Origin of the sequence: Duganella violaceipulchra, from assembly GCF_019166075.1 — a bacterium.
GTDB lineage: Bacteria > Pseudomonadota > Gammaproteobacteria > Burkholderiales > Burkholderiaceae_D > Rugamonas > Rugamonas violaceipulchra.
The window spans coordinates 76,137-102,537 of the sequence record NZ_JAHTGR010000020.1; the positions used below are offsets into that span (position 1 = coordinate 76,137).

21 protein-coding genes and 3 tRNA genes are annotated in these 26,401 nt (G+C 65.2%); 18 read left to right on the forward strand and 6 right to left on the reverse strand.

Features of this window, described 5'->3' with window-relative positions:
- Positions 1 to 12: 12 nt before the first annotated feature.
- Positions 13 to 765, reverse strand: coding sequence for an acyl-CoA thioester hydrolase/BAAT C-terminal domain-containing protein (locus KVP70_RS28075; RefSeq protein WP_217945687.1), 753 nt, complete (start codon positions 763 to 765; stop codon positions 13 to 15).
- A gap of 185 nt (positions 766 to 950) precedes the next feature.
- On the opposite strand from KVP70_RS28075, the gene KVP70_RS28080 reads away from it, so the two are divergent.
- Together KVP70_RS28080 and KVP70_RS28085 are read left to right on the forward strand one after the other, a co-directional pair.
- Positions 951 to 1,850, forward strand: a complete 900-nt coding sequence (locus KVP70_RS28080) for a DMT family transporter (protein WP_217945688.1) — start codon at positions 951 to 953, stop codon at positions 1,848 to 1,850.
- A gap of 85 nt (positions 1,851 to 1,935) precedes the next feature.
- Complete coding sequence (locus tag KVP70_RS28085; protein ID WP_217945689.1) at positions 1,936 to 3,600, forward strand: hypothetical protein; 1,665 nt, start codon at positions 1,936 to 1,938, stop codon at positions 3,598 to 3,600.
- Here KVP70_RS28085 and KVP70_RS28090 read toward each other — a convergent pair.
- Positions 3,578 to 4,483 carry a LysR family transcriptional regulator gene (locus KVP70_RS28090; protein WP_217945690.1) on the reverse strand — a complete coding sequence of 302 codons (906 nt, stop codon included), beginning with the start codon at positions 4,481 to 4,483 and terminating at the stop codon, positions 3,578 to 3,580. The two genes, KVP70_RS28085 and KVP70_RS28090, sit on opposite strands and share 23 nt — an antisense overlap.
- Before the next feature lie 121 nt (positions 4,484 to 4,604).
- Between KVP70_RS28090 and KVP70_RS28095 the strand changes: the two genes are divergently transcribed.
- Both KVP70_RS28095 and KVP70_RS28100 read left to right on the forward strand, forming a co-directional pair.
- The gene (locus KVP70_RS28095; protein WP_217945691.1) at positions 4,605 to 5,228 is read left to right on the forward strand and encodes a glutathione S-transferase family protein; all 624 of its coding nucleotides are present in this window, start codon (positions 4,605 to 4,607) and stop codon (positions 5,226 to 5,228) included.
- Positions 5,229 to 5,240: 12 nt separating this feature from the next.
- Positions 5,241 to 7,256, forward strand: coding sequence for a 2Fe-2S iron-sulfur cluster-binding protein (locus tag KVP70_RS28100; protein WP_217945692.1), 2,016 nt, complete (start codon positions 5,241 to 5,243; stop codon positions 7,254 to 7,256).
- 4 nt (positions 7,257 to 7,260) lie between these two features.
- Here KVP70_RS28100 and KVP70_RS28105 read toward each other — a convergent pair whose 3' ends face one another.
- Together KVP70_RS28105 and KVP70_RS28110 are read right to left on the reverse strand one after the other, a co-directional pair.
- On the reverse strand, positions 7,261 to 9,009 hold the full coding sequence (locus KVP70_RS28105; protein WP_217945693.1) for an extracellular catalytic domain type 1 short-chain-length polyhydroxyalkanoate depolymerase: 1,749 nt from the start codon (positions 9,007 to 9,009) through the stop codon (positions 7,261 to 7,263).
- 115 nt (positions 9,010 to 9,124) lie between these two features.
- Positions 9,125 to 10,060 (reverse strand): LysR family transcriptional regulator, encoded by a 936-nt coding sequence (locus KVP70_RS28110; RefSeq protein ID WP_217945694.1) that lies wholly within the window; start codon positions 10,058 to 10,060, stop codon positions 9,125 to 9,127.
- Positions 10,061 to 10,201: 141 nt separating this feature from the next.
- Between KVP70_RS28110 and KVP70_RS28115 the strand changes: the two genes are divergently transcribed.
- The 6 genes from KVP70_RS28115 to KVP70_RS28140 all read left to right on the forward strand — a co-directional run bounded on the left by KVP70_RS28115 (position 10,202) and on the right by KVP70_RS28140 (position 18,510).
- On the forward strand, positions 10,202 to 10,993 hold the full coding sequence (locus KVP70_RS28115) for a putative hydro-lyase (protein WP_217945695.1): 792 nt from the start codon (positions 10,202 to 10,204) through the stop codon (positions 10,991 to 10,993).
- A gap of 83 nt (positions 10,994 to 11,076) precedes the next feature.
- Positions 11,077 to 12,348: an MFS transporter gene (locus tag KVP70_RS28120; RefSeq protein WP_217945696.1), complete on the forward strand. Its 1,272-nt coding sequence runs from the start codon at positions 11,077 to 11,079 to the stop codon at positions 12,346 to 12,348.
- A 17-nt stretch (positions 12,349 to 12,365) separates the two neighbouring features.
- Complete coding sequence (locus KVP70_RS28125) at positions 12,366 to 15,977, forward strand: hydantoinase B/oxoprolinase family protein (protein ID WP_217945697.1); 3,612 nt, start codon at positions 12,366 to 12,368, stop codon at positions 15,975 to 15,977.
- Between the two features lie 70 nt (positions 15,978 to 16,047).
- Positions 16,048 to 17,124 carry a porin gene (locus KVP70_RS28130; protein ID WP_217945698.1) on the forward strand — a complete coding sequence of 359 codons (1,077 nt, stop codon included), beginning with the start codon at positions 16,048 to 16,050 and terminating at the stop codon, positions 17,122 to 17,124.
- A 9-nt stretch (positions 17,125 to 17,133) separates the two neighbouring features.
- On the forward strand, positions 17,134 to 17,598 hold the full coding sequence (locus KVP70_RS28135; protein WP_217945699.1) for a cache domain-containing protein: 465 nt from the start codon (positions 17,134 to 17,136) through the stop codon (positions 17,596 to 17,598).
- Between the two features lie 231 nt (positions 17,599 to 17,829).
- Entirely contained in the window at positions 17,830 to 18,510 is a 681-nt protein-coding gene (locus KVP70_RS28140; RefSeq protein WP_217945700.1) for a PilZ domain-containing protein, read from the forward strand.
- 4 nt (positions 18,511 to 18,514) lie between these two features.
- Here KVP70_RS28140 and KVP70_RS28145 read toward each other — a convergent pair whose 3' ends face one another.
- Together KVP70_RS28145 and metG are read right to left on the reverse strand one after the other, a co-directional pair.
- Positions 18,515 to 18,994, reverse strand: coding sequence for a GNAT family N-acetyltransferase (locus KVP70_RS28145; protein ID WP_217945701.1), 480 nt, complete (start codon positions 18,992 to 18,994; stop codon positions 18,515 to 18,517).
- 10 nt (positions 18,995 to 19,004) lie between these two features.
- On the reverse strand, positions 19,005 to 21,179 hold the full coding sequence (gene metG / locus KVP70_RS28150; protein ID WP_217945702.1) for a methionine--tRNA ligase: 2,175 nt from the start codon (positions 21,177 to 21,179) through the stop codon (positions 19,005 to 19,007).
- 122 nt (positions 21,180 to 21,301) lie between these two features.
- Between metG and apbC the strand changes: the two genes are divergently transcribed.
- From apbC to KVP70_RS28190, 8 genes are all read left to right on the forward strand, one after another.
- Positions 21,302 to 22,390: an iron-sulfur cluster carrier protein ApbC gene (gene apbC, locus KVP70_RS28155; protein WP_217945703.1), complete on the forward strand. Its 1,089-nt coding sequence runs from the start codon at positions 21,302 to 21,304 to the stop codon at positions 22,388 to 22,390.
- Positions 22,391 to 22,403: 13 nt separating this feature from the next.
- Positions 22,404 to 22,793 (forward strand): DUF4399 domain-containing protein, encoded by a 390-nt coding sequence (locus KVP70_RS28160; RefSeq protein WP_217945704.1) that lies wholly within the window; start codon positions 22,404 to 22,406, stop codon positions 22,791 to 22,793.
- 244 nt (positions 22,794 to 23,037) lie between these two features.
- A complete protein-coding gene (locus KVP70_RS28165; RefSeq protein WP_217945705.1) occupies positions 23,038 to 23,934 on the forward strand; it encodes a DUF3667 domain-containing protein in 897 nt (298 codons plus the stop codon).
- A 166-nt stretch (positions 23,935 to 24,100) separates the two neighbouring features.
- Entirely contained in the window at positions 24,101 to 24,493 is a 393-nt protein-coding gene (locus KVP70_RS28170) for a VOC family protein (protein ID WP_217945706.1), read from the forward strand.
- Positions 24,494 to 24,523: 30 nt separating this feature from the next.
- On the forward strand, positions 24,524 to 25,933 hold the full coding sequence (gltX, locus tag KVP70_RS28175; RefSeq protein ID WP_217945707.1) for a glutamate--tRNA ligase: 1,410 nt from the start codon (positions 24,524 to 24,526) through the stop codon (positions 25,931 to 25,933).
- Between the two features lie 84 nt (positions 25,934 to 26,017).
- Positions 26,018 to 26,093: transfer RNA gene (locus tag KVP70_RS28180), tRNA-Ala, on the forward strand.
- A gap of 23 nt (positions 26,094 to 26,116) precedes the next feature.
- Positions 26,117 to 26,192: transfer RNA gene (locus tag KVP70_RS28185), tRNA-Glu, on the forward strand.
- A gap of 133 nt (positions 26,193 to 26,325) precedes the next feature.
- A tRNA-Ala gene (locus tag KVP70_RS28190) sits at positions 26,326 to 26,401 on the forward strand.

A 26,401-nucleotide genomic window follows, 5' to 3' on the forward strand; every position in this document is an offset into this window, starting at 1 on the left:
CGTCCGCCGGGGCTAGAGGGTGTGCAAAAAGTGGTCGATGATGCTTTGCTTGATGTGCGGCGCCAGCTCCTGGCTGAAACCGTGGCCGGTCGGGTAGCTGTCGTGCGTGACCGCGTGCGGGTAGTGTTGCGCCTTCAACTCAGCGGCGATATCGTTGGACATCTGGAAAGACGGCCAAATCTGGTCGTTTTGCGCCGAAATCAGCAGGATAGGGCCGTTGATCTTCTCCACCGCGATGCGCGCCTGGCGCACGACCTGCTGCTGGTCCAGCGCCGCCAGGAAGCGGCCGACCTGGGGCAGCGCCTGGTCCTGCGTGGGACTCATGGCCGGGACATCCTTGCCCTGCCATGTCCAGGCCGACTTCGGCAGGGTGCGGCCGAACCAGGCCACCGAGCTGGGCGTGGTCACCACCACCGACTTGATGCGCTGATCGATGGACGCCACCAGCAAGGCCGCTTCGGCGCCGCGCGAGCCGCCGACGAAGCCGATGCGCGTGGCGTCCACTTCGGGCTGGGTCTGCAGAAAGTCCAGGGCGCGGATGAAATATTCCAGCGGAATCTGGTCCAGCGTGGCCGGCAGCCCCGACGCGCTGAAATACGCCAGCCCCAGCACGGCGATACCGTGCGGGGCCATCATCTGGCCATTGGCGTCGCCGGTGCCCAGCCCGCCCTCCGAACCGCCGATCGCCACCACGACGGGCACTTTGGCGGCTGTCTTGGGCAAGTACAGATGGGCCACCAGGTCGCGGTAGACCACCTGCCGCATCTCAACCTCGTAGCCCGCAGCGCGCGCCATTCCGAAAAAAGATACATACAGTATCAAAATACCCATCACTATGCGTTGCATCGCGTTCCCCGGTATGATTGCATGCCTAGGCAAATCAGCAAGGCGCCATGCTAGCAGTGCGATGGCATAGCAGCAATTCATTTCTCAACAACTGTCCACCCTCGATGACCCAGCGCCTGACGCCCCGCACCGTATTCCTGCTGACCCTGCCGCCGCTGCTGTGGGCCGGCAACTCCATCGTCGGCCGCCTGGTGCACGCGCAACTGCCACCGGTGCTGCTCAACTTCCTGCGCTGGGCGCTGGCGGCCGCCATCCTGCTGCCGCTGGCCGGGCCGGTGTTCGGACGGGCGGCGGGCATGTGGCGCTACTGGAAGCAGTATGCGTTGCTGGGCCTGCTCGGCATCGGCTTGTACAACACCTTGCAGTACATGGCGCTGCAAACCTCGACGCCGATCAACGTCACCCTGGTGGCCTCCGGCATGCCGGTGTGGATGATGCTGACCGGCTGGCTGTTCTTCGGCGTGCCGGTCGGCCGGCGCCAGGTGGCCGGCGCCGTGCTGTCGATCGCCGGCGTGCTGCTGGTGCTGGCGCGCGGGGAGTGGGAGCATCTGCTGGCGCTGCGGCTGGTGGCGGGCGACCTGTTCATGATCCTGGCCACCATCGCCTGGTCGCTGTACAGCTGGCTGCTCACGCGCGCGCGCGAACCGGCCGCGCTGCGCGCCGACTGGGCCGGCTTCCTGCTGGCCCAGGTGGCGTTTGGCGTGCTGTGGTCGGGCGGCTTCGCGCTGGGCGAGCAGGCGCTGGGCGCGATGCCGGTGCAATGGAGCTGGACCCTGGCGGCCGCGCTGGCCTATGTGGCGGTCGGGCCGGGTGTGATCGCCTTCCGCTGCTGGGGCGAGGGCGTGCAGGCGGCCGGGCCGTCGGTCGGCGCCTTCTTCGTCAACCTGACGCCCTTGTTCACCGCCGTGTTGTCGGCCGCCTTCCTGGGCGAGGCGCCGCACGGCTACCACGTGGCGGCGTTTGCGCTGATCGTCGGCGGCATCGTGGTGTCGGCGCGGCGCTAGCGCAAGAAATATTGACGGAACGTAACAAGCCACAAAACCGGCCGCCTTACACTGCAGCTTCGCCATCACCCAGCGGAGCGACATCATGCGGCATTGTCCATACAACCCCAGCGGCATCCTGGCGGCAGCGGCCCTGATCGGCGCCGCGCTGCCGTGGCAAGCGGCGCAAGCCGTCGATGCCAGCGTGCGTGACGCGCTTGCGCCCGGCTTGCTGGGCCTCTATCCCAGCGACCGCTTCAAGCTGGCGACCGGCCGCTGCCAGGATTGCGCCGCGCCCGGTCAGGCGCTGTGGTACTTCAGCGACGACATGATCGCCGTGGCCAAGGCCGATGGCGCCGGCTATGCGCCCCGGCAGCGGGCCCAGGAGGACGTCAAGACCTGGCTGGCCGCTGCCGGCGGGCGCGCGCGCGACCAGGCGCCGCCGCTGGTGTGGATAGGTTCGCCCCATGTGGCCGAGGGCCGGCTGGAGCCCGATGCGCGGCTGGCACGCGCCGGCGGCGCCGCGCCCCTGAATGTCGAGTTCACCCCCAGGCTATCGACCAACCGCTCGTATGTGGACCGCAGCAGCCTGACGTTTTTTTCCGGCGGCGAGGTCAAGGCCCGTGGCGCGCTGACCGAGGAACGCTTCGTGATGCGCACGCTGTGGCCCAAGCGCTACGCGCTCGGCGCGGCCGCGCCCAGCGCGCCGCTGGCCGCTGGCGAGACCATCGAAAGCCTGGTCCGCGCCCAGCACGGCGGCGCCACCGCGCCCTACGCCAGCCGGACCCTGTGGCGCCGCGACGGCGGCCGCGCGCCCCTGCCGCTGGCGGGCAAGCCGGTGCTGGCCTTCATGCTCAACGGCGCGCAGGGCGACGACGATGAATCCTATGGCGGCCACTTCGCCGTCGCCACCGGCCGCTTCGGGGCCGCCGGCGAATGGGACAACTGGCTGGTGAACAATTTCTACAGCCTGGCCTCGATCAGCGAAAAAGGCATCGTCGCGGCTATCCTGCCGATGGACGCCTACATGGGTGACCTCAACAGCGGCCAGGCCTGGTACCGCCCATCCTACATGCTGGTGGCGGTGCTGAAAGACCAGCGCGCGCCCGCCCTGGTCCAGGAGGCGATCGGCCGCGTGTTCAACCACTTCTACCGGCAGGATTTCCATTACCGCCACGCCAGCACCAATTGCGCCGGCATCAACGTCGAAACCCTGCGCACGCTCGGCTGGAACATACCGCGCCTGGGTGGCGAAAGCCCGCTGAAGGCCGCGGTGGCCCTGCCATACATGGCGTTGAAGGAAGTCAGCCTGGCCAGCGGCCAGAGCGCCTACGACTACCTGAAGACCGAGCGCACCGAGTTGCTGCCCTTCGTCGCCTTCGACACCATTGCCGACGATTTGCTCAAGCGCCTGGCGGTGCCGGGCAGGGCGGCCGGCGGCACGCTGGAGGCGCAGCTGGGCGCGGACCTGGAGGCGCTGCTGTTCGTGCGGATACCGCAGTTCCCGTCGTCGCGCGCCTTGGGCCACGATCCCGTATTGTCGCTGCGCGAATACCAGCAGCGCGCCCCGGCCAACCGCGCGGACTGGAAGATCGTGCCGGTGGCGCCGCGTGTGCTGCCCGCGGCGTTCAAGGATGGCGCCGCGCCCGGCGAGCGCAAACCGCCGTCGGTGATCGCGACCTGGCTCTGGTTCGGTGTTGCGGCGGTGACGGCGATGGCGCTGCTCATACGTTGCCGCCGCTGGCTCGCTAGTCGCCGGCCGCCAGCTTGAGCGCGTCGATAAACACGCGCACCTTTTGCGGCAGGTGCGGCGTGGCCGGGAACACGGCGTGGATGTCGCCCTCCGGCAGCGACCATTCCGGCAGCAGCCGCACCAGCCGGCCTGCCGCCAGGTCTTCCCGCACCGAAAACCAGGTGGCGCGCAGCAGGCCGTCGCCGGCCAGCGCGGCGGCGCGGCAAGCGGGGGCGGTGTTGGTCGAGAACACGATGTTGCGCATCCGGACTTCACTCTGCTGGCCGGCGCCGTCCACCAGCGTGAAGCTGTTCGGCTGCGTCAGCACCGTCAGCGAAATGTAGGGCAACTGGGCCAGCGCTTGCGGATGCTCCGGCATGCCGTAGCGCGCCACGAACTCCGGGCTGGCCACCAGCAGCCGCACCATGCGGCCGATGCGCGCCGCCATATAGCCCGAATCGGCCAGCTTGCCCAGCCGCACCGTCACATCGATGCCCTCGGCGATCAGGTCGATCAGGCTGTCGCCGCACAGCAGTTCCACCTTCAGCGCCGGGTAGCGCAGCCGCAATTGCGACAGCACCGGCGCCACCACCATCACCCCGTAGTCGATCGGCGCGGCCACCCGCAGCGTGCCCTGCGGGACGGCGCGGCCGCTGCGGGCGTGCTCGATGGCCAGCTCGGCCTGCTGCAACAGCTGCCGGCTGGCGTCGTAGAAGTCGCGCCCGGCCTCGGTCAGCGACAGCTTGCGGGTCGAGCGCAGCAGCAGGCCGACGCCGACCTCGGCCTCCAGCAACTGCATATGCTTGCTGACCATGGACTTGGCCAGTCCCAGGCGCTCGGCGGCGGCCGTCAGCGAGCCGGCGTCCACCACGGCGACGAAGGTGATCAGGCGGTTCAGGTTGACGGTGCTTAAATCGGCCATGGCGTGTGCGAAGAATGATTGTCCACCTAGAGTGAACTTAGTATCCGGTTTTGTCCAGCTTATCAGCACGATCGCCGCTCAATATACTGGCCAGACCATCCATCCTCGCAGGAGATTGATCATGAAACTATACGGCTCCCCCCTTTCCGGCCACACCCACCGCGTGCGCTTGTTCCTCAGCCTGTTGAACGTGCCGTACGAATTCGTCCAGCTCGACATGCGGGCCGGCGAGAACCGCACGCCCGAGCATCTGGCGCGCAGCCCCTTCGGCGAAATACCGGTACTGGAAGACGGCGACGTGACCTTGCCCGATTCGACCGCGATCCTGGTCTACCTGGCCTCGAAATACGACGACAGCGGCCGCTGGCTGCCGCGCGAACCGCTGGCGGCGGCCACGGTGCAGCGCTGGCTGTCCAACGCTTCGGGCAAGATCGCCTACGGCCCGTGCGTAGCGCGGCTGGTGGTGGCGTTCGGCATGCCGTTCGATCACGAGCGCGCCAAGAGCATCGCGGTGCGGCTGTTCGACGCGATGGAGCTGGAACTGGCCGGCCGCCGCTACGCGCTGGGCGATCAGCCCAGCATCGCCGACGTCGCAGCATTCAGCTACATCGAGCATGCGCCGGAAGGCGGCGTCTCGCTCAAGCCCTATCCGAACATCCGTGCCTGGCTGGCCAACGTCCGCGCCTTACCCGGCTTTGTGCCGATGGTCGCCACGGCGTGCGGCCTGGCGCCCGAAACCTATTGAGCGGAGGCCATCATGAACGCCACACCTTTCCATGCGGGCGAACTGGCGATCCAGCAGCGCGTGGGCGTGCGCGAGCAGATGGCCGGCGCCGGCGCGGCCGGTGTGCGCGACTACATGCCGGACCAGCATCGCCAGTTCTTCGGCGAGCTGCCGCTGTTCTTCATCGGCGCGCTGGATGGCGCGGGGCAGCCGTGGGCCACCATGCTGGTCAACGATGCGGGCTTCGTCTCGACGCCGGATGCGCGCACGCTGCATATCGCCGGCGGCATGCTGGCCGGCGATCCGCTGCAAGGCCAGCTGCGCGAGGGCGCCCACATCGGCGGGCTGGGACTGGTGCCGACCACGCGGCGGCGCAACCGCGTCAACGGCGTGATCGCTGCGATTGACGAAGCCGGCATGCGGGTGGCGGTGACGCAGAGCTTCGGCAACTGCCCGCAGTACATCCAGGACCGGGTACAGACGCCTGTGCCGGCCGCGCCTGTGCCTCAGGTGCTGCGCGCCGCCGTGTTGAGCGCGCAGGACCGCGAGCTGATCGCCCGCGCCGACACCTTTTTCATCGCCAGCGCCAACCTGGAGACCGAATCGGGGCGGGGCGTCGATGTCTCGCATCGCGGCGGCCGGCCCGGCTTCGTGCGGGTGGACGACGAGCGCACGCTGACGTCGCCCGAATTCGTTGGCAACTTCTTCTTCAACACGATGGGCAACCTGCTCGGCTATCCGCGCGCGGGCTTGCTGTTCATCGACTTCGAACGCGGCGACATGCTGCATGTGGCGGTGGAGGCGGAGATCATCTGGGAAGGCGCGCAACTACGGGCCTTTGCCGGCGCCGAGCAGCTGCTGCGCTTCCATGTGCGCGAAGTGGTGCGCAATGTGGGCGCGCTGCCGTTCCGCTGGAGCGCTCCCAAGCCTGCCGCGCAAGTGGCGCGCACCGGCGTGTGGGAGGAGGCGGACCGCGTGCTGCAAGCGGCCGCGCTGACCAGCGCCTGGCGGCCCTACACCGTCACCGACGTGGTGCGGGAGAGCGCCACGGTGCGATCGTTCCATCTGGAGCCGGCCGACGGCATGGGCGTGGCCGCGCATGTGCCGGGCCAGTTCATTTCGCTGCGCGTGCCGGTGGACGATGCGTCGCGCATCCGCAGCTACACCCTGTCCGACGCGCCGAACGGCCGCAGCTATCGCATCAGCGTCAAGCGCGACGGCGCCGTATCCGGCTGGCTGCATGACCATCTGGCGCCGGGAGCGCGCATCGAACTGCTGGGGCCAGGTGGCGATTTCACGTTCGAGCAGGGCACGCGGCGGCCGGCGGTGCTGCTGTCGGCCGGCATCGGCATCACGCCGATGATCGCGATGCTGAACGGTCTGCTGGTGAACGGCAGCCGCACGCGGCACCGTCATCCCATCTACTTTTTCCACGGCGCCCGTAACCGCGACGAGCACGCGTTTGCCGAACGCCTGCAAACGCTGGCTGCGGGGCATCGCAACCTCAACGTCCACATACGCTACAGCGGCGGCGAGGCCGAGGCCAGCGACATCGCCAACTGGCAGTCCAGCGCCGGCCGCATCGACCTCGATTGGTTGAGGTCCCAGCTGTCGTTTGATGATTACGATTTCTACCTGTGCGGCCCTGCCGCGTTCATGCAGCAGATGTATGACGGTTTGCGCAGCCTGAACATCGCCGATGCGCGCATACGCTTCGAGGCGTTCGGTCCGGCCAGCGTGCGGCGCGATGCGCCAGCGGCCACCAGCATTGCCAAGCCGACCGCGCCGGTGCCGGTGCAGTTTGCGCAATCGGGCATGGCTGCGCTATGGGACGGCAGCGCCGGCAGCCTGCTGGAGCTGGCCGAAGCCAAGGGCGTTCCGGTGGAATCGAGCTGCCGTTCGGGGCAATGTGGCTCGTGCGCGGCTGGCCTGGTCTCCGGCGCCGTCGAATACACGCGCACCTGCGGCGCCGAGCTCGCGGCGGGGCAGGTGCTGATGTGTTCCGCCGTTCCCGCCGCCGGTAGCGCAGCCATCGTGCTGGCGCTGTAACGCCTCAGGGACAGGCGCCGATCACGTAGTAGCCGACCGCCGTTTGCGCCAGCACCGTGGTGAAGAACAGGTTGTCCAGTCCCATGTTCTGGTTGGAACCGTTGGCCAGCGCGTAGCCGCCGCTGTCGTGCGCGCGGCCCGCTTGCACATGGGCGTAGTTGCTGGCGCTGACGGCGGTGCAACTCCACGCCGACGCGGTGGTGACGTTGATCGCCGTCGACAGCGCGCTCTCGCCCGCAGCGCCGACCGCCGACACCGCGAAGCTGTAGCTGGTGCTGGCCGCCAGCCCGCTGGCGGTGTAATTGGTGGCGCTTAGCGGCGACGCGGTCAACTTGGCGCCGTTGCGATACACGTTGTAGCCGGTGGCGCCGTTGACGGCGTTCCAGGCCAGTGCCACCGCGCTGGCGGTCGGCGTGCCCGCGCTCAAGCCGGTCGGTGGCGGCAGCACCGGCGCGCTGCCGACCAGGAATTGCGCCAGCGGGCAGGCGCCCGAAACCTGGCCCAGCGTGTCGGAGGCGGTGACGCCGCCGGTGTAGTAACCGCTGGCGACGTTGTAGCTCTTGCTGAAGCTGGCGCCGCTGCCGGCCGCCGCATCGTTGATCGCGGTAGGACCGTTCAGCTGCACCGCATAACTGCCCACGGCGCCGCTGGCCGTGGCCGCGCCGCTGATGGTGACGCCGCTGCCGCTGATCACCGTGGTGCCGCAGGAAGTCATCACCGGCCCCGGCGTCGTCGAAGCGCGCAGATTATTCTTGAACCAGAAATCCATGACGAAGGCCGGGTAGTTGACCTTGGTGTTGTCGACATAATTGGTGTTCTGGCCGCCGCTGCCGGCCGGCCACGCGTGGCCCATATTGGTCACCGTGATCTCGTGTGTGCGCAGCTTGCCGTTGCTGTCGGTGTAGGGCACGTTGCTGCCTCCGCCCGCCACCGCGACCGCACCGCCCTTGCTATAGCTGCCGCCGTAGGCCAGGCGGATGCCGGCCGTGTCGATCGGGCCGTAGCCCTGCGCCACCGTGAAGTCGGAAGTGCCCCAGACGGCGCCGGCGATCTGCGTGGCGAAGGCGCCGGCGTTGGCGCCGGCCATCGCCTTGCACTGGTTGCCGGCCGTGGTGGCGGTATAACCGGAAGGCACCGCGCCGATCTGCAAGGTAGTGGTGCCCGGCGGCGGCCCGGCATTGATGCCGACGCCGGCGAAGACGTCCGGCGCCAGGCAGCCCAGCACCATGGTCTCGCCGCCGCCCGACGACAGGCCCGTCACATACACCTGCTTGGGATCGATGGCGTACTGCGGATCGTTGACGAAGCGGCTCACCAGGTCGAGCAAGATGGCGTCGTGGCCGGCCGCGCTGCGGGTGTGGGTGGTGTTGGCGTAGTCCCAGCAGTGGTTGTTGTAGACATTGCCGGTGGCGTTGGGCGCAAGGACCACGGCACCGTATTGATTGGCCATCGCCTTCCAGTTGTAGCCGCCGTCGCCGCCGCTGTTGATCACGTCGCCGCCGGCCGTTTGCAGGCAGCCGTGCAGCACCAGCACCAGCGCGCGCTTGCCGCCCAGCGTGGGCTGCGAGGCGGGCCAGTAGAAATAACCGGTGAGGTTGCCGCCGTTGACGCTGTCTGCGGCCCAGGTCTGCTGCGCGCTCCACGTGCCGGGACCGGCCGTCACCGCCTGCGCCGGGCAGGCCGCCGCCAGCAGGATGGTACAGACGATACAGACGAACGCGTGCCCCATCAATCGCTTGATGTTGATAGCCATGATATGTCTCCGTTGTTGTTGGTGGGTGCGCCGGCAGCAGGAAAATAGTAGATCAAAACCGCGCGCGCACGCGCACCCCAGTATTTTTACTGTTGTGCAATCAGCAGGAAAAGGCTCAGCCCAGCGACTTGATGTAGCGGGGATCGATCTGCGCGCAGTAGCCGGCGCAGGCCTGGCGGGCGGCGTTGGCGGCGGCGTGCACCAGCATCTCGGCATTCGAATGGAAGCACATCGAGACGATGATGGCCGGCGGCTCGGGCTGCACCGGCAGTTCGATGAACTCGCCGTTCTTGAGCGAGTCCACCACGAACAGGCTGGGGATGGCGGCAACGCCGTAGCCGTCCTTCACCAGCTGGACGATGGCCGCCACCGACGGCGAGCAGGTGATGCGGGTCTGCTCCAGCGGCACCATCGCCAGGTTGGCCATCTTGCTGACGATTTCCTCGATCATGCGCTGCGGCGCCGTGCCGCGTCCGAAGGTCAGGATGGGCAGGGCCAGCAGGCGCTGGTTCAGGCCTTCCTTGCGCGTGTCGATCAGGCCCTTGCGGGCGATCCAGTGCAGCGGATACACGGCCAGCGCCTCGGAGACGATGTCGCTGCTCTCGACGCCCTCGACCTGGATCACCAGATCGAGCTCGCGCGCGCGCAGGCGCCGCTCCAGCACATTGCTCATGTCGACGGTCAGGTCGACCTCCAGCTCCGGATACATGGTGTTCAACTCGCGGATGTACTGCGCCAGCCAGCTGTGCACCACCGATTCGATCACGCCCACGCGCAGGCGGCCGCGGATCGCGCTGTCCTTCTGCGCCGCCGCCATCAGCCGGCGCGTGGCGTCGACCACCGCCTTGGCGTGGCCCAGCAGGTATTCGGCGTTGGCGGTGAGGCGGAACTCCTTGCTGGCGCGGTCGATCAATTCCGTTTGCAGTTCTTCTTCCAGCGTCTTGATGCGCAGCGAGATGGCGGCCGGCGTGGCGTGCAGCGCGCGGGCGGTGGCGCGGAAGCTGCGCAATTGGGCGAGGGTGACGAAAGTCTCCAGGAAGCGGATGTTCATGGCAAACAAGAATACCTTAACCTGACGCACCAAGATAGCGCAGAGTGGTAAGAAAAACTATACAACAACAGCAAAAATAACTAGATGGCGTGTAGGGTTATTCAAGTTTATTCTTAACTCATGCAAGTTATTCACGATTTGATGAACGAGACCAGCGCCATGACCCCACTCGAATTACGTCACAAAGTACGCAGCGGCGAATTCCGCCTGCCGACCTCCGGCTACTGCGGCGCCTACGCCCAGGCCAACCTGGTGATCCTGCCGCAGGCGCATGCCGACGAGTTCCTGCGCTTCTGCCAGCGCAACCCACGCGCCTGCCCGCTGCTGGCGGTGGGCGAGCCTGACCAGTGGAACCTGCCGCGCCTGGGCGCCGACATGGACCTGCGCAGCGATATCCCCGGCTACAACATCTATCGCGGCGGCCAGCTGGCGTCGCAAACCCACTCGCTGCACGACGTCTGGCGCGACGACCTGGTGGTGTTCGCGATCGGCTGCTCGTTCTCGTTCGAGCAGATGCTGATCGAGGCCGGCATCAAACTGCGCCACATCGAACAACGCCGCAACGTCGCCATGTACCGCACCAATATCCGCAACCAGAGCGCCGGCCCGTTCGGCGGCGAGATGGTGGTGTCGATGCGGCCGATGAAGGCCGCCGACGCCATCCGCGCGATCCAGATCACCAGCCGCTATCCGGCGGTGCATGGCGCGCCCGTCCACCTGGGCGACCCGTCGCTGATCGGCATCGCCGACATCGCGCGGCCCGAATACGGCGATCCGGTCGAGATCATGCCGGACGAAATACCGGTCTTTTGGGCATGCGGCGTCACGCCGCAGGAAGCCATCCGCCACGCGCGCTTGCCGCTGGCGATCACCCACCAGCCGGGCTACATGCTGGTGACCGACATACTGAATTCATCTTTAGCCGCGTTCTGATTTAAAACCAAAGTAGCACCCGCGACGGACCCGCACAGCGCGTCCGCAGGGGAGTGCTACGCCTGACAAAAAAGGGGACCACCATGAATACCAGAGCACTATCAACCACCCAGCCGGAGGGATTCTTCTCCTGGTTCCACGCCTTGACCGGCAAGGAGCGCCGCACCTTCTGGAGCTGCAAGATCGGCTACGCGCTCGACGCGATGGACACGCAGTTCCTCAGCTTCGTGATCCCGACGCTGATCGCCACCTGGGGCCTGTCCAAGGGCGACGCCGGCTTGATCGGCACCGTCACCTTGCTGACCTCCGCCCTCGGCGGCTGGATCGCCGGCATCCTGTCGGACCGCATCGGCCGCGTCAAGACGCTGCAACTGACCATCCTGTGGTTCGCCTTCTTCACCGTGCTGTGCGGACTGGCGCAGAACTTCACCCAACTGCTGGTGGCGCGCGGCCTGATGGGCTTTGGCATGGGCGGCGAGTGGACCGCCGGCGCCATCCTGATCGGCGAGGTAATCCGCGCCAAGGATCGCGGCAAGGCGGTTGGCATGGTGCAGGCGGGATGGGCGATCGGCTGGGGCGTGTCGGCGCTGCTGTATGCGTTGATGTTCTCGCTGCTGCCGCCGGAATGGGCATGGCGCTCGCTGTTCCTGCTGGGGATACTGCCGGCGTTGTTCGTGATCTTCATCCGCCGCTTCGTCGATGAGCCGGAAGTGTTCGTGGCGCAGCAGAAGGCGGTGGCGCCGGAGGACCGCGCCTCGTTCGCCGCGATCTTCGCACCCAGGATGCTGAGCACCACCTTGCGCGCCGTATTGCTGACCACCGGCGCCCAGGGCGGCTACTACGCCATCACCACCTGGCTGCCGACCTTCCTCAAGACCGAGCGCCACCTGACGGTGCTGGGCACCGGCGGCTACCTGGCGATGGTGATCGTCGGCTCGTATGTGGGCTACATCGTCAGCGCCTTCCTGACCGACTACCTGGGTCGCAAGAAGAACTTCATCCTGTTCGCCACCGGCTCGCTGTGCATCGCCCTGGCCTACACCCGCTTGCCGGTGACCGACGGCGTGATGCTGTTCCTCGGCTTCCCGCTGGGCTTCTGCGTGTCCGGCGTGTTCAGCGGCATGGGCGCCTTCCTGACCGAGTTGTTCCCGACCTCGATCCGCGGTTCGGGCCAGGGCTTCAGCTACAACATGGGCCGCGCCATCGGCTCGCTGTTCCCGCTGATGATAGGCCTGAGCAGCCAGTCGATGGCGCTGGGCGAGGCGATCGGCGTATTCGCCGGCACCGCCTACGGCGTGATGATCCTGGCCGCCCTGACGCTGCCCGAAACCGCCGGCAAACAACTTGAATCTTGAATCAAAAAGGTAATACCATGAAAAACGACATCCCCGCTCAACAACTTCGCTGGCAGTTCTGGGTCGATCGCGGCGGCACCTTCACCGACATCGTCGCGCGCCGCCCGGACGGCAAGCTGGTCACGCACAAGCTGCTGTCCGAATACCCGGAGCGCTACGACGACGCCGTCACGCAAGGCATGCGCGACATGCTCGGACTGAAGACGGGCGATCCGCTGCCGGCTGATCAGATCGAAGTGATCAAGATGGGCACCACCGTCGCCACCAACGCGCTGTTGGAGCGCAAGGGTGCGCGCACCGCGCTGGCGATCACGCGCGGCTTCGCCGACCAGCTGCGCATCGGTTACCAGGACCGGCCGGACATCTTCGCCATGCGCATCGAACTGCCGGACCTGATCTACGAGGAAGTGATCGAGATCGACGAGCGCATCGGCGCGCGCGGCGAGGTGCTGCAAGCGCCGGATGAAGAGGTGTTGCGCGGCCAGTTCGTCGCGATGCGCGCCAAGGGTATCGACGCCATCGCCATCGTGTTGATGCACGCCTATCGCTATCCGCAGCACGAGCAGCGGCTGCGGTCGATGGCCGAGGAGGTGGGCTTCACGCAGATCTCCGTCAGCCATCAGGTCAGCCCGTTGATGAAGATTGTCGGCCGTGGCGACACCACGGTGGTGGATGCCTACCTGTCGCCGGTGCTGCGCGATTACGTTTCGCGGGTATCGGCTGATACAGGCGACGTGCGCATCATGTTCATGCAATCCAACGGCGGCCTGACCGACGCCGGCCGCTTCCAGGGCAAGGACGCGATCCTGTCCGGCCCCGCCGGCGGCATCGTCGGCGCGGTCAAGAGCTGCGAGGCGATCGGCCTGAAACAGGTGATCGGTTTCGACATGGGCGGCACCTCGACCGACGTCGCCCACTACGACGGCGCCTACGAGCGCGTGTTCGAGACTGTGGTGGCCGGCGTGCGGGTACGCGCGCCGATGATGCACATCCATACCGTGGCGGCGGGCGGCGGTTCGATCTGCAGCTTCGAGAACGGCCGCTTCAAGGTCGGCCCGGAATCGGCCGGCGCCAATCCGGGGCCGGCCAGCTACCGCAAGGGCGGCCCGCTGACCGTCACCGACTGTAATGTGATGCTGGGCCGTATCCAGCCGGAGCACTTCCCGCGCGTGTTCGGTCCGAACGGCGAGCAGCCGCTGGACCGGGACGTGGTGGTGCGCGCCTTCGGCGAACTGTCCGAGAAGATCGCCCGCGAAACCGGCACCCGGCTGTCGCCGTCCGCCGTGGCCGATGGCTTCCTGGCGGTGGCGGTCGATAACATGGCGCAGGCGATCAAGTCGATCTCGGTGGAACGCGGCTATGACGTCAGCCGCTACGCCATGTGCTGCTTCGGCGGCGCCGGCGGCCAGCATGCCTGCCGCGTGGCCGACGTGCTGGGCATGACCAAGATCGTGATCCATCCGTTCGCCGGCGTGCTGTCGGCCTTCGGCATGGGCCTGGCCGACATCCGCGCCATGCGCGAAGGCGCGGTCGAGCAGCCGCTCAGCGACGTCACGCTGGCCGAGCTGGGACCGCAACTGGTGGCGCTGGCGCGCGACGCCGCCACCGAACTGCTGGAGCAGCAGGTGGCGCAGGAAGACATCCGCGTCGAACTGTGCGCCCGCCTGAAGTACCAGGACAGCGATTCCGCCTTCGTCATCCCGCTGGCCGACATGGCCGACATGAGCGAGGCCTTTGCGGCGCTGTATCGCGGCCGTTTTGGCTTCGTCATGGAAGGCCAGCCGCTGGTGATCGAATCGATATCGGCCGAAGCGATCGGCGCGGGCGATGGCGCCGACTTCGTCATCGAAGTGCCGGCCGGCGGTGGCGCGGATTCGCCAGGCCGCGTCTACAGCTACGTCGACGGCCAGACCGTGCCGATCGCGCTGCACGTGCGCGCCGAACTGCCGGTGGGCAGCCGCGTCGCCGGTCCGGCGCTGATCCGCGAGGAGATCGCCACCACCGTGGTGGACGCCGGCTGGAGCGCGCGCGTACTGCCCGATCACTCGCTGCTGCTGGAGCGCAGCGTGGCCGCCGGCAGCGCGCACAAGATGACCACCGACGTGCATCCGATCCACCTGGAGATCTTCAACAACCTGTTCATGGCGATCGCCAAGCAGATGGGCACCACGCTGGAGAACACCGCCTACTCGGTCAACATGAAGGAACGGCTGGACTTTTCCTGCGCCATCTTTGACCGCGAGGGCAACCTGATCGCCAACGCGCCGCACATCCCGGTCCATCTGGGCTCGATGAGCGACAGCGTGCTGTGTGTGATCCGCCAGCACGCGGCGACGATAGCGCCGGGCGATGCCTATGTGCTCAACGTGCCATACAACGGCGGCACCCACCTGCCGGACATCACCATCGTCTGCCCGGTGTACGGCGACGGCGACCAGCCGCTGTTCTACGTCGCCGCGCGCGGCCACCACGGCGATGTCGGCGGCATCACGCCCGGCTCCATGCCTCCGAACAGCACCAGCATCCTGGAAGAGGGCGTCCTGCTCGATAACATCAAGATCGTCGACAAGGGCGTGTTCCTGGAGCCGCTGGTGCGCGAGCTGTTCGGCGCCGGCCCCTGGCCGAGCCGTAACATCGACCAGAACATCGCCGACCTGATCGCCCAGCTGGGCGCCTGCGAAACCGGCGCCAACGAACTGCTGAAGGCCACCGCTTGCTACGGCGAGGACGTGGTGCTGGCCTACATGCAGCACGTGCAGGACAACGCCGAAGCGGCGGTGCGCAAGGCCATCGGCGGCCTGCGCGACGCCAGCTTCGCCTACGAGATGGACGACGGCGCGATGCTGAAGGTGAAGCTGACCATCGACCATGAAAGCCGCAGCGCCACGGTGGACTTCACCGGCACCAGCGAGCAGCGGCCGACCAACTTCAACGCGCCACTGTCAGTCTGCAAGGCCGCCGTGCTGTACGTGTTCCGCACGCTGATCGACAGCGACATTCCGATGAACGAGGGGGTGCTCAAGCCGCTCAAGCTGATCATCCCGGAAGGCTCGATGCTCAATCCTCGCTATCCGGCGGCGGTGGTGGCGGGGAACGTGGAAGTGTCGCAGTACGTCACCGATGCCTTGTACGGCGCGCTGGGCGTGATGTCGGCTTCGCAGGGCACGATGAACAACTTCACCTTCGGGAACGCCGAGCACCAGTACTACGAAACCATTGCCGGCGGTTCCGGTGCCGGTCCGGGTTTCGACGGCACGGCCGCCGTGCAGACCCACATGACCAACTCGCGCATGACCGATCCGGAAGTGCTGGAGTGGCGCTTCCCGGTGCTGGTGGAAACCCACGCCATCCGTCGCGGCAGTGGTGGCGAGGGCGCGCAGCGGGGCGGCGACGGTGCGCTGCGTCGTATCCGCTTCCTTGAGTCGATGACGGCCAACATCCTGGCCGGCCACAGACGCATCGCGCCGTTCGGGCTGGAAGGCGCGGAGCCGGGAGCGTTGGGCCGCAACTGGGTCGAGCGCGGCGACGGCACAGTCGAGGAGTTCGGCGCCACGCATACCGCAGTGATGCAGCCAGGCGACGTTTTCGCCATCGAAACTCCCGGCGGCGGTGGCTTCGGCGCAAAATAGGTCAACCGGCGGGATAGCCAGGGCTCGTTATCCCGCTTCCATTATCAGAGCCTGTACAACTGGGGACAAAATGAATAAAACTATGTTTGCGCTGGCGCTGAGCGCATTGGCCGGTACGGCTGCGGCCCAATCCAATGTGACGGTGTACGGCATCGTCGATGTGGCGGTGGTGCGCGAAAGCGGCGGCGTTGGCACGGCCGCTGCCAGCACCAAGCTGACCAGCGGCGTTGAATCGGGTTCGCGCCTGGGTTTCAAAGGCACCGAGGATCTGGGCAGCGGCCTGTCCGCCATCTTCCTGCTGGAGAACGGCTTCCAGGCCGATACCGGCGCGATGGGGCAGGGCGGTTTGCTGTTCGGCCGCCAGGCCTACGTCGGCTTGCAGAGCAAGACCGCAGGCACCTTGACTCTGGGCCGCCAGTACACGCCGCAGTACCTGGCGGTGGCGGCGGTCGACCCCTTCGGTTCCGGCACGGCGGGCGACACCAAGAACCTGATGGCCTCCACCGGCAATAGCGCCAGCCGCATGGACAACGCGGTCAAGTACGCGTCGCCGGTGGTCAACGGCTTCAATGCGGAAGTGGTCTACGGCGTCGGCGAGGTGGCGGGCGACAGCACGGCGCAGCGCCAGTTCGGCGGCGCGCTCGCCTACACCAGCGGCCCGCTGGTGGTGCGCCTCGCGCACCACAACCGCAACAACGACACCGCCACGCTGAAGAACACCAGCAGCGCCAAGAACACCGTGCTGACCGCGCTGTACGACTTCGGCGTGGCGAAGGCGCACTTTGCCTACGGCGTCGACAAGGGTTTGAACAGCGCCTTGCCGCGCAACCTGAACAACCCGTTCGGCTACGCCGTGGCGCCGACGCCGTCGATCGACAGCAGCGTGGTGCTGCTGGGCGTGACGGTGCCGCAGGGGATGGGCACGTGGCTGGCCTCCTACATCCGCAAGAACGACAAGACCAGCTTCAACCAGGATGCGCAGCAATTGGCGGCGGGCTATCGCCACTACCTGTCCAAACGCACGGACTTATACGGGGTGTATGCTTACATCCGCAATAAGAACGGCGCGGGCTACACGGTCGGCAGCGCGATCGAAGGCGGTAGCGGCAATCGCGGCCTCAATCTCGGCATTCGTCACGTTTTCTAAGGAGCGGTCATGAAAAAACTATTCACGGGTTTGTTTGCTGGACTGATGATGTTGGCGGCGCTGGGGGCGGGCGCGGCGGAGAAGGGCACGGCCGACGAAGCGGTGGCGATGGTCAAGAAAGCCAGCGAGTTCCTGAAAAAGAACGGCAAGGAGAAGGCCCTCGCCGAGTTCAATAATCCGAAGGGGCAGTTCATCCAGAAGGATCTGTACATCTTCGCCTTCGGCGCCAACGGCGACGGCGTGGAACTGGCCAACGGCGCCAACATCAAGCTGGTCGGCAAGAACGTGCTGGAGATGAAGGATGCAGACGGCAAGTTCCTGATCAAGGACATCCTGGCGCTGGGCATGAGCAAGGAAGGCAAGGGCTGGGTCGACTACAAGTGGCCCAACCCAAGCACCGGCACCGTCGACGGCAAGCGCACCTATGTCGAGCGCGTGGACGACGTCGTGATCGGTTGTGGTATTTACAAGTAAATAGAGGTGGCGGGAGTGGGTTGTTCTCACTCCTATATTTCAAGTTATAAAAAATAGGTTGCCATGGAGCAAATCACAAACTATGATGAAGTTATAAAGAGACCCAAATAACGTCGACATATAGGTGGTGAAATGCTACTCACTGAGCACACTGCCGTCACGATCCGCAAAGGACCGCCACGGCCACAAGACGCGATAGGCCCTATCCCAGCCGCCGCCAACACGTATGACATGACGACCGAGGACGATATCGGCGACGCCTTCACTTCCCTTGCCGCGAGTGGCGAAGCGATCTCGATGTACACCAGCGGCGTCCGCGAGCCGGTGCTTGGGCGCATACTGTCAGTCGATCCCGAGCAGCCGCATTTCGTGATGGAATTGAACGAAGGCTCGACCCTGCAGCCCGGCAAAGTCACCTTTGTCACCGTCATGAGCAACGCGAAGATTCAGTTTCGCCTGTCCGATGCGGATTGGAACTCGCTGCCCGGCCAGTCGCAGCTGATCCCGATGAAATTCCCGGAAACCTGCGCGGTGCTGAACCGGCGCGCATCGGAGCGCGTGGAAACGCCGCTCGGCGTCACGTTCATGGCCGCGTTCGAGGTGAACGGCAGGATGTATGAGCTGCCCATCTACGATTTCGCGCTGGGCGGGATGGGCCTGCGCTGCACCAAGAGCGCCACCAAGGGTCTGCTCAAGGGCCGCAAGGTGGTGGAGGTGCGGCTGGAGCTGGAGACGGAATCGGAATCGGAGTCCGTGGTCGTCGCGGAAATGGAAATCCGGGTCACGCGCGGCGTCCGCTCCTTTCTGCTGGGCGAACAGCTCCATGTGGGCTGCATGTTCACCCAGGTGTCGCCGGAGGCGGAAGCCGATATCAAAACCCTGCTCAAGCACATCAACCACGCCACGACGTAGCGGCTTAGTGCTTGAGCGTACGCCGCATCACCAGCGGCGGAGGTTCCATCGGATTGGCGTGCGAGTATTCAAGCTCTTCGGCCAGTTCGAATTCAAAGGCGGTGTAGAAGTCGATCAGCTTGGGCTGGTCGCCGCGCACGGCCAGCCTCACTTCCTCCACGCCGCACGCCAGGCCGTGATGGATCACCGCCTCCAGCAGATGCTGCGACAGATTGCTCCCACGGTATTGCGGCAGCACGCCCATGCGGCAGATCTCCCAGACATCCGGCTCCGCATCGAGCGGCAGCCAGCGCACCGAACCCACCGGCTGTTCATCGACCAATAAAACAAAACCGCCGCCATTGCGCAGGTGTTCTGCGACGAGGACGGCGGTTTCGCGGTGGCCGCTGGACGTGACGCTGACCTTGCCGGCCCACGCGGCGCGCGTGAGGTCGGCAATCAGCTTGGCATCGTCATTCCTGGCTTCCCGAACCACGATGTTCATCGTCCGGCCCTTAGCGGATGCGCATGCCTGGCTCAGCGCCCGGCCATGGGTTGAGGATGTAGATGCCTGGATTGGCTTTCTCGTCCTTGGCCGAAGCGGCCAGCACCATGCCTTCGGACACGCCGAACTTCATCTTGCGCGGCGCCAGGTTGGCGACCATCACGGTCAGCTTGCCGACCAGTTCTTCCGGCTGGTACATGGACTTGATGCCCGAGAAGACATTGCGCAGGCGGCCTTCGCCCACGTCCAGGGTCAGGCGCAGCAGCTTGTCCGAACCGTCGACGTGTTCGCAGTTGACGATCTTGGCCACGCGCAGGTCGATCTTGACGAAGTCGTCGATGCTGATCTGCGGCGCCAGTTCTTCCACGCCTTCCGGCATCGGCAGCGCCGGTGCGGCTGGCGCGGCGGGCTGCTTGGCAGGCTTGGCGGCGACCGCCGGAGCCGCGGCGGCTGCGGCTTGTTGGGCCGGCGCATCGAACAGGTCTTCGATCATCTTGGCGTCGACGCGCGTCATCAGGTGCGCGTAGGCGCCGATGGTGCGACCCAGCATCGCGCTCGACACGATGCCGCTGGCGACGTCGGTATCGGACCACAGCAGCTGTTCGTCGTTGAGGAACTTGGAGACGTTGGCGGCCACGCCCGGCAGCACCGGCGACAGCAGGATGGTCAGCTGGCGGAACAGGATCAGCGCGGTGGTGCAGACGTCGTGCAACTCGGCCAGCTTGGCCTCGTCCTTGGCCAGTATCCACGGCTTGTTCTCGTCGACGTACTGGTTGGTGATGTCGGCGATCTCCATGATCTCGCGCAGCGCCTTGCCGAACTCGCGCGCCTCGAAATTGGCGGCGATGCTGGCCTGGCGCTCGACGCCGTCAGCGGTGATCAGCGCGCGCTTGATCCAGCCCTGTGCGCCCTCGGACAGCGACGACGCCAGCTTGCCGTCGAACTTCTTGGCGATGAAGCCGGCGCAGCGCGAAGCGATGTTGACGTACTTGCCGATCAAGTCGCTGTTGACGCGGGCCACGAAGTCGTCGCCGGTGAAGTCCAGGTCTTCGACCTTGGAGTTCAGCTTGAAGGCGATGTAGTAGCGCAGCCATTCCGGGTTCATGCCCAGGTTCAGGTAGCGCAGCGGCGAGATGCCGGTGCCGCGCGACTTGGACATTTTTTCATTGTTGACGGTCAGGTGGCCGTGCACGTTGACCTTGAGCTTGTCGATCACCGGATGGCCGGCGAAGTTCAGCATGGCCGGCCAGAACAGCAGGTGGAAGGAGACGATGTCCTTGCCGATGAAGTGGATCTGCTCGGTGCCCGGATCGTTCAGCAGCGCGTTGAAATCGATGCCCTTTTTCTCGCAGTAGTTCTTCAGGCTGGCCAGGTAGCCGACCGGCGCGTCCAGCCAGACGTAGAAGAACTTGCCCGGCGCGTCGGGGATCGGGATGCCGAAGTAGGGCGCGTCGCGCGAGATGTCCCAGTCGGCCAGCTTTTCGCCGGCCTCGCCCAGCCACTCGCTGACCTTGTTGACCATTTCCGGCTGCAGGCGGCCGGGCGTGTTCAGCCAGTCCTTGAGGAACTGGTAGCAGCGCGGGTCGGACAGCTTGAAGAAGTACTGCTCCGAATCCTTGAGGACGGGCGTGGCGTTGGTGAACACCGAGAACGGGTTGATCAGCTCGGTCGGCTGGTAGGCCGCGCCGCACACTTCACAGTTGTCGCCGTACTGGTCCTTGGCGTGGCAGGTCGGGCACTCGCCCTTGATGTTGCGGTCCGCCAGGAACATGCCTTTGACCGGGTCGTAGAAGCGCGGCACGATCTTGGTCTGGATCAGGCCGTTATCGCGCAGCTTGCGGTAGATGCCCTGCGACAGCTCGACGTTTTCCGGCGAATCGGTCGAATACCAGTTGTCAAAGGCGATATGGAAACCGTCCAGGTACTGGGCGCGGCCGGCGGCGATCTTGGCCACGAACTCCTGCGGCGTGATGCCTTCCTTTTCGGCGGCGATCATGATCGGCGTGCCGTGGGTGTCGTCGGCGCCGACAAAGTGCACCACGCGTTGTTCCCCGCTCGCGCCGTCGCGCTGCATTCGCTGGAACCGGACCCAGATGTCGGCCTGGATGTACTCCATCATGTGGCCAATATGGAAAGCGGCGTTAGCGTAGGGCAGGGCAGTGGTGACGAACAGCTTGCGGGTCATGGTTGATGCACTTTGTGGGTGGAAAAAGAACATTTTAACAGTGGAAGCCGCAACTGCACACGTCTGAGGGCTTTTCTGTCGCTATGCGCTAGAATGAGGGCACATTTTACGGAGAGAGTTACATGAGCATCACAGTAGAAGACGTCAAAGCCGCGCTGTCCCAAATCGTTGACCCAAATACAACGAAAGACTATGTCTCCGGCAAGGCCGTGAAGAATTTGAAGGTCGAGGGCGGCGATATCTCCCTCGATATCGAGCTGGGCTACCCGGCCAAGAGCCAGTTCGACGCCATCCGCGCCAGCGTCATCGCCGCGCTGCGCGTGCTGCCCGGCGCCGGCAATGTCAGCGTCAACGTGCACAGCAAGGTGATCTCGCACACCGTGCAGCGCGGCCTCAAGCTGATGCCCAACGTGAAGAACATCATCGCCGTGGCCTCCGGCAAGGGCGGCGTCGGCAAATCGACCACCGCCGTCAACCTGGCGCTGGCGCTGGCCGCCGAGGGCGCCTCGGTCGGCCTGCTGGACGCCGACATCTACGGCCCGTCGCAGCCGATGATGCTGGGCGTGTCCGGCCGTCCGGAAACCAAGGACGGCAAGACCATGGAGCCGCTGGAGAACTACGGCGTGCAGGTGTCGTCGATCGGCTTCCTGATCGACCCGGACGAGCCGATGGTGTGGCGCGGCCCGATGGTCACCCAGGCGCTGCAGCAGTTGCTGGAGCAGACCAACTGGCGCGACCTCGACTACCTGATCGTCGACATGCCGCCGGGCACCGGCGACATCCAGCTGACCCTGTCGCAGAAGGTGCCGGTCACCGGCGCCGTCATCGTCACCACGCCGCAGGACATCGCGCTGCTGGACGCGCGCAAGGGTTTGAAGATGTTCGAGAAGGTCGGCATCCCCATCCTCGGCATCGTCGAGAACATGAGCACCCACATCTGCTCCAACTGCGGCCATGCGGAAGAAATCTTCGGCGCCGGCGGCGGCGCCAGGATGTGCAAGGATTTCAACGTCGAGTTCCTCGGCGCCTTGCCGCTGACCCTGTCCATCCGCGAGCAGGCCGATTCCGGCAAGCCGACCGTGGTGGCCGAGCCGGACGGCCAGGTGGCCGCCATCTACAAGGACATCGCCCGCAAGATTGCAGTGCAGGTCTCGGAGAAGGCCAAGGATATGACCAGCAAGTTCCCTAGCATCGTCATCAAGAACGACTAACCGGAGATTACCCATGATGAAAAAAATAATCGCAGCAGCCTTCCTGGCCTTGAGCGCCAGCGCCTACGCCCAACAGTCGGTGGCCTTCGTTGAGCCCTTCGACGGCTCCACCGTCACCAGCCCGTTTCGCGTCAAGTTCGCCGTCACCGGCATGGACGTCAAGCCGGCCGGCGATATGACGGCCAACACCGGCCACCACCATTTGCTGGTCAACGCGGCGCCGGTCAAGGCGGGCGAAGTGGTGCCGGCCGACGACCAGCACATCCACTTCGGCAAGGGCCAGACCGAGACCGAAGTCAAGCTGGCGCCCGGTAACTATGTCCTGTCGCTGCAGTTCGCCAACGGCCTGCACCAGTCCTATGGTCCGGGCATGAGCACCTCGATCAAGGTCACCGTCAAGTAAGCGTTTTCGTCGACGGAAAGGTTGCGTGCGGCCCACACTGAGCGCAACCTTTCCAAAAAAGATTTTAAAAAACGCAACATCCTGGGGTAGCATGCGGGTTTTCTTTGCCCGCGAGCCAGCCTTGACGTCGTCCTCCCTGCATAGCATCCCCGCACCGTCCGCCCACCACGTCGCCCCTGAATTCTGCCCCGGTTGTGCAGCCCGCCTGGTCGGGGATTTTTGCCATGGGTGCGGCCAGGAAGCGGTGCTCCATCCACCCAGCACGGGGGAATTCCTTGCCGAGTTCATCGGCCACTACGTTGCCATCGAAGGCAAGCTGTGGCGCACGATGGGCCTGCTGTTGCTGCGTCCGGGCGCGCTGACCAAGGCCTATATGGCCGGCAAGCGCGTCAACTACATGCAGCCGCTGCGGCTGTTCCTGACCTTGAGCGTTATCCTGTTCGCCTTCCTGCAGTTCAGTGGATTTTCGGTGGGGGAGGCCAAGTCTGAAGCGAAGGCGGCGAAGCAGCCTTCGGTCACCGCCGATATCGGGCGTAAGGACGCCAGGAATCCGACGCCGGACCGGGCCGATGTCACCCGCTACCAGCTCTTGCTGGGCTATTACAACTTCGGACTGGACATCACGCCGGAGGGCAATCAGGTCAATTTCGGGCTGACGCTGCCCGATAGCGAACATCCTTCGCTGGGCTTGTCGGCGTTGCGTGCCGTGTTCCCGACCTTCCAGCAATCGCTCGACCGGTATTACGCCTTGTCGCCCCAGCAAAGGGCCGAGCGCATGACGCATGGTTTCTTCGCCCGCATGCCGTATCTGATCTTCTGCATGGTGCCGGTGTTTGCCTTGTTCCTCAAGCTGCTGTACTTGCCGTCGGGCCGGCGCTACGGCGAATACCTGCTGTTCGCGCTGCACGTCAATGCGTTCGCCTTCTTCATCATGGCGCTGGTGTACCTGACGCCGCTGTGGGGCACCCGGCTGCTGTTGGGTGTGCTGGCCCTGTATGTCGCCAGGGCGATGCAGAATGTCTACGGCGGCTCGCCGCTGGCGACGATTGCGCGCTGGCTGGTGCTGGTGGTGGCCTATCTGATCACGCTGGCCATGATCATTCCGCAGGTGGCGTTGTTTACTTCGCTGACATCGGTCTGAGTTCAAAAATGCGAATAGCGCCGCCAGCGGTTTGTTGATCTAAGCCGTAAGCCCTTGTTTTAACGCCGGCTATTCGCCGCGGCGCAGCTGCGCTGCGGCGAATAGCCGGCGCCCGGCCGGCTCCGTATGCTGTGGTCTCTACCAACCCACGCAACCGGAGTCCATCATGCGTTTAAATCATCTGAGTTTCCCTTCCAGCGACGTCGCCGCCAGCGTTGCCTTCTTTGAGCGCCAGCTGGGCTGCCGGGTCGAGCTGGCCGGCCCGACCAGCATCCTCAAGCGCGACGGCTTCGATATCGTCATTGAAGACTGCGGCGACCGCACGACCGTGTGGCCGCACAACTTCCATCTCGGCTTCGAGTTGCCGAGCGCCGACGAGGTGCGCGCCCTGCATGCCCGATTCAAGCAGGAGGGCGTGACCATGAAAACCGAGGTCTTCTATCACGAGCGCGGCTCGCGCTTCTTCTGTGAGGCGCCGGGCGGGCTGCTATTTGAGATCAACACCCGCGCCGATGCGGAAGAGCGCTATCGCCGCACCTTCGCCGACGCGGTAAAATAGCTTCTTTTACACATAAGCACTCCTACTTCGATGACTACTGCACCAGCCAAGCCAGTCCGCACCCGTTTCGCACCAAGCCCGACCGGTTACCTCCACCTGGGCGGCGCCCGCACGGCGCTGTATTCCTGGGCCTACGCCCGTCACTTCGGCGGCACCTTCGTGCTGCGCATCGAAGACACCGACCTCGAGCGTTCGACCCCGGAAGCGGTGCAGGCGATCATCGAAGGCATGGAATGGCTGGGCCTGAGCCACGACGAAGGCCCGTTCTACCAGATGCAGCGCATGGACCGCTATCGCGAAGTGGTGGCGCAGATGCTGGAAGCGGGCACCGCCTACCATTGCTACTCGTCGCAGGAAGAAGTCGAAGCGATGCGCGAGCGCATGCGCGAAGCCGGCGAAAAGCCGCGCTACGACGGCACCTGGCGTCCTGAGCCTGGCAAGACCCTGCCAGCCATCCCGGCCGACCGCAAGCCGGTGGTGCGCTTCAAGAACCCGCTGGACGGCGAAGTGAGCTGGGACGATTTCGTCAAGGGCACCATCACCATCGGCAACAAGGAACTGGACGACCTGGTCATCGCCCGTCCCGATGGCACGCCGACCTATAACTTCTGCGTGGCGGTCGACGACTGGGACATGGAAATCAGCCACGTGCTGCGCGGCGACGATCACGTCAACAACACGCCGCGCCAGATCAACATCCTGCGCGCCATCGGCGCGCCGCTGCCGCTGTACGGCCACCTGCCGATGATTTTGGGCGCCGACGGCCAGAAGATGTCCAAGCGTAAGGACGCGGTCAACGTGATGGACTACCCGGCGCAGGGCTATCTGCCGGAAGCGATCCTGAACTACCTGGCGCGCCTGGGCTGGAGTCACGGCGACGAGGAAGTATTCTCGATGGAGCAGGTGTGCGGCTGGTTCGACGGCACCCACCTGTCCAACTCGGCCGCGCAGTTCAACATCGAAAAACTGAACTGGCTCAACAACCACTATATCAAGCAGGCCGACAACGAACGCCTGGCCGCGCTGGCCCAGCCGCGCATGCTGGCCGCCGGCGCCGTGTTCGACGGCGCGCCTGCGCTGCCGGCCGTGCTGGCGCTGATGAAGGAGCGCGTCAACACCGTCAACGAACTGGCCGACGCCGCCATGCTGTTCTACCGCGCGCCGCAGCCGGACGCCGCGCTGATGACCCAGCACCTGACCGACGCCGTCAAGCCGGCGCTGACGCAGTTCGCCGAGCGTTGCGCCACGGTGGAGTGGACCAAGGAAGCGCTGGCGGCGATGATCAAGGAAGTGTTGGCCGCCAACACGCTGAAGATGCCGCAGATGGCGATGCCGCTGCGGTTGATCGTCACCGGCCAGCTGCAAACTCCGGCCATCGACGCCGTGCTGCAGATCTTCGGTCGCGAGACGATTGTGGCGCGCCTGGCGAAATTTCTGTGATTTTGACTTGAATCCAGAGCAAAGTTGCAAAAGGGTATTTGCATAGTCCAGCTTCTTTGCTATACTCTTGTTTCTGCAGCAAACGGGGGTATAGCTCAGCTGGGAGAGCGCTTGCATGGCATGCAAGAGGTCAGCGGTTCGATCCCGCTTACCTCCACCACGTTGCAGAATTGGTTGTTCGCAGTCCCCATCGTCTAGAGGCCTAGGACATCACCCTTTCACGGTGAGTACGGGGGTTCGAATCCCCCTGGGGACGCCAAGGTTGTGATAAGTTGTAGATGTTGTAGTTGACGTTGTTTGTACTGATTTGTTTGATGTTTGGCTTTATGCTGGATAGATACAAGTAGTGAAAACAAAAGTCGCGCAAGCGGCTTTTATTATTTCTGCGCCCGGGGGGTATAGCTCAGCTGGGAGAGCGCTTGCATGGCATGCAAGAGGTCAGCGGTTCGATCCCGCTTACCTCCACCA

Excerpts from the sequence above, each read along its gene's own strand:
- KVP70_RS28085 (WP_217945689.1), top strand. The coding sequence starts at position 1,936 with ATGCGGCATTGTCCATACAACCCCAGCGGCATCCTGGCGGCAGCGGCC.
- KVP70_RS28075 (WP_217945687.1), bottom strand. The coding sequence starts at position 765 with ATGCGGCAGGTGGTCTACCGCGACCTGGTGGCCCATCTGTACTTGCCC.
- gltX (WP_217945707.1), top strand. The coding sequence starts at position 24,524 with ATGACTACTGCACCAGCCAAGCCAGTCCGCACCCGTTTCGCACCAAGC.
- apbC (WP_217945703.1), top strand. The coding sequence starts at position 21,302 with ATGAGCATCACAGTAGAAGACGTCAAAGCCGCGCTGTCCCAAATCGTT.
- KVP70_RS28095 (WP_217945691.1), top strand. The coding sequence starts at position 4,605 with ATGAAACTATACGGCTCCCCCCTTTCCGGCCACACCCACCGCGTGCGC.
- KVP70_RS28080 (WP_217945688.1), top strand. The coding sequence starts at position 951 with ATGACCCAGCGCCTGACGCCCCGCACCGTATTCCTGCTGACCCTGCCG.
- KVP70_RS28130 (WP_217945698.1), top strand. The coding sequence starts at position 16,048 with ATGAATAAAACTATGTTTGCGCTGGCGCTGAGCGCATTGGCCGGTACG.
- KVP70_RS28110 (WP_217945694.1), bottom strand. The coding sequence starts at position 10,060 with ATGAACATCCGCTTCCTGGAGACTTTCGTCACCCTCGCCCAATTGCGC.
- KVP70_RS28145 (WP_217945701.1), bottom strand. The coding sequence starts at position 18,994 with ATGAACATCGTGGTTCGGGAAGCCAGGAATGACGATGCCAAGCTGATT.
- KVP70_RS28125 (WP_217945697.1), top strand. The coding sequence starts at position 12,366 with ATGAAAAACGACATCCCCGCTCAACAACTTCGCTGGCAGTTCTGGGTC.
- KVP70_RS28160 (WP_217945704.1), top strand. The coding sequence starts at position 22,404 with ATGATGAAAAAAATAATCGCAGCAGCCTTCCTGGCCTTGAGCGCCAGC.
- metG (WP_217945702.1), bottom strand. The coding sequence starts at position 21,179 with ATGACCCGCAAGCTGTTCGTCACCACTGCCCTGCCCTACGCTAACGCC.
- KVP70_RS28115 (WP_217945695.1), top strand. The coding sequence starts at position 10,202 with ATGAACGAGACCAGCGCCATGACCCCACTCGAATTACGTCACAAAGTA.
- KVP70_RS28140 (WP_217945700.1), top strand. The coding sequence starts at position 17,830 with ATGACGACCGAGGACGATATCGGCGACGCCTTCACTTCCCTTGCCGCG.
- KVP70_RS28100 (WP_217945692.1), top strand. The coding sequence starts at position 5,241 with ATGAACGCCACACCTTTCCATGCGGGCGAACTGGCGATCCAGCAGCGC.
- KVP70_RS28120 (WP_217945696.1), top strand. The coding sequence starts at position 11,077 with ATGAATACCAGAGCACTATCAACCACCCAGCCGGAGGGATTCTTCTCC.
- KVP70_RS28170 (WP_217945706.1), top strand. The coding sequence starts at position 24,101 with ATGCGTTTAAATCATCTGAGTTTCCCTTCCAGCGACGTCGCCGCCAGC.
- KVP70_RS28090 (WP_217945690.1), bottom strand. The coding sequence starts at position 4,483 with ATGGCCGATTTAAGCACCGTCAACCTGAACCGCCTGATCACCTTCGTC.
- KVP70_RS28135 (WP_217945699.1), top strand. The coding sequence starts at position 17,134 with ATGAAAAAACTATTCACGGGTTTGTTTGCTGGACTGATGATGTTGGCG.
- KVP70_RS28105 (WP_217945693.1), bottom strand. The coding sequence starts at position 9,009 with ATGGCTATCAACATCAAGCGATTGATGGGGCACGCGTTCGTCTGTATC.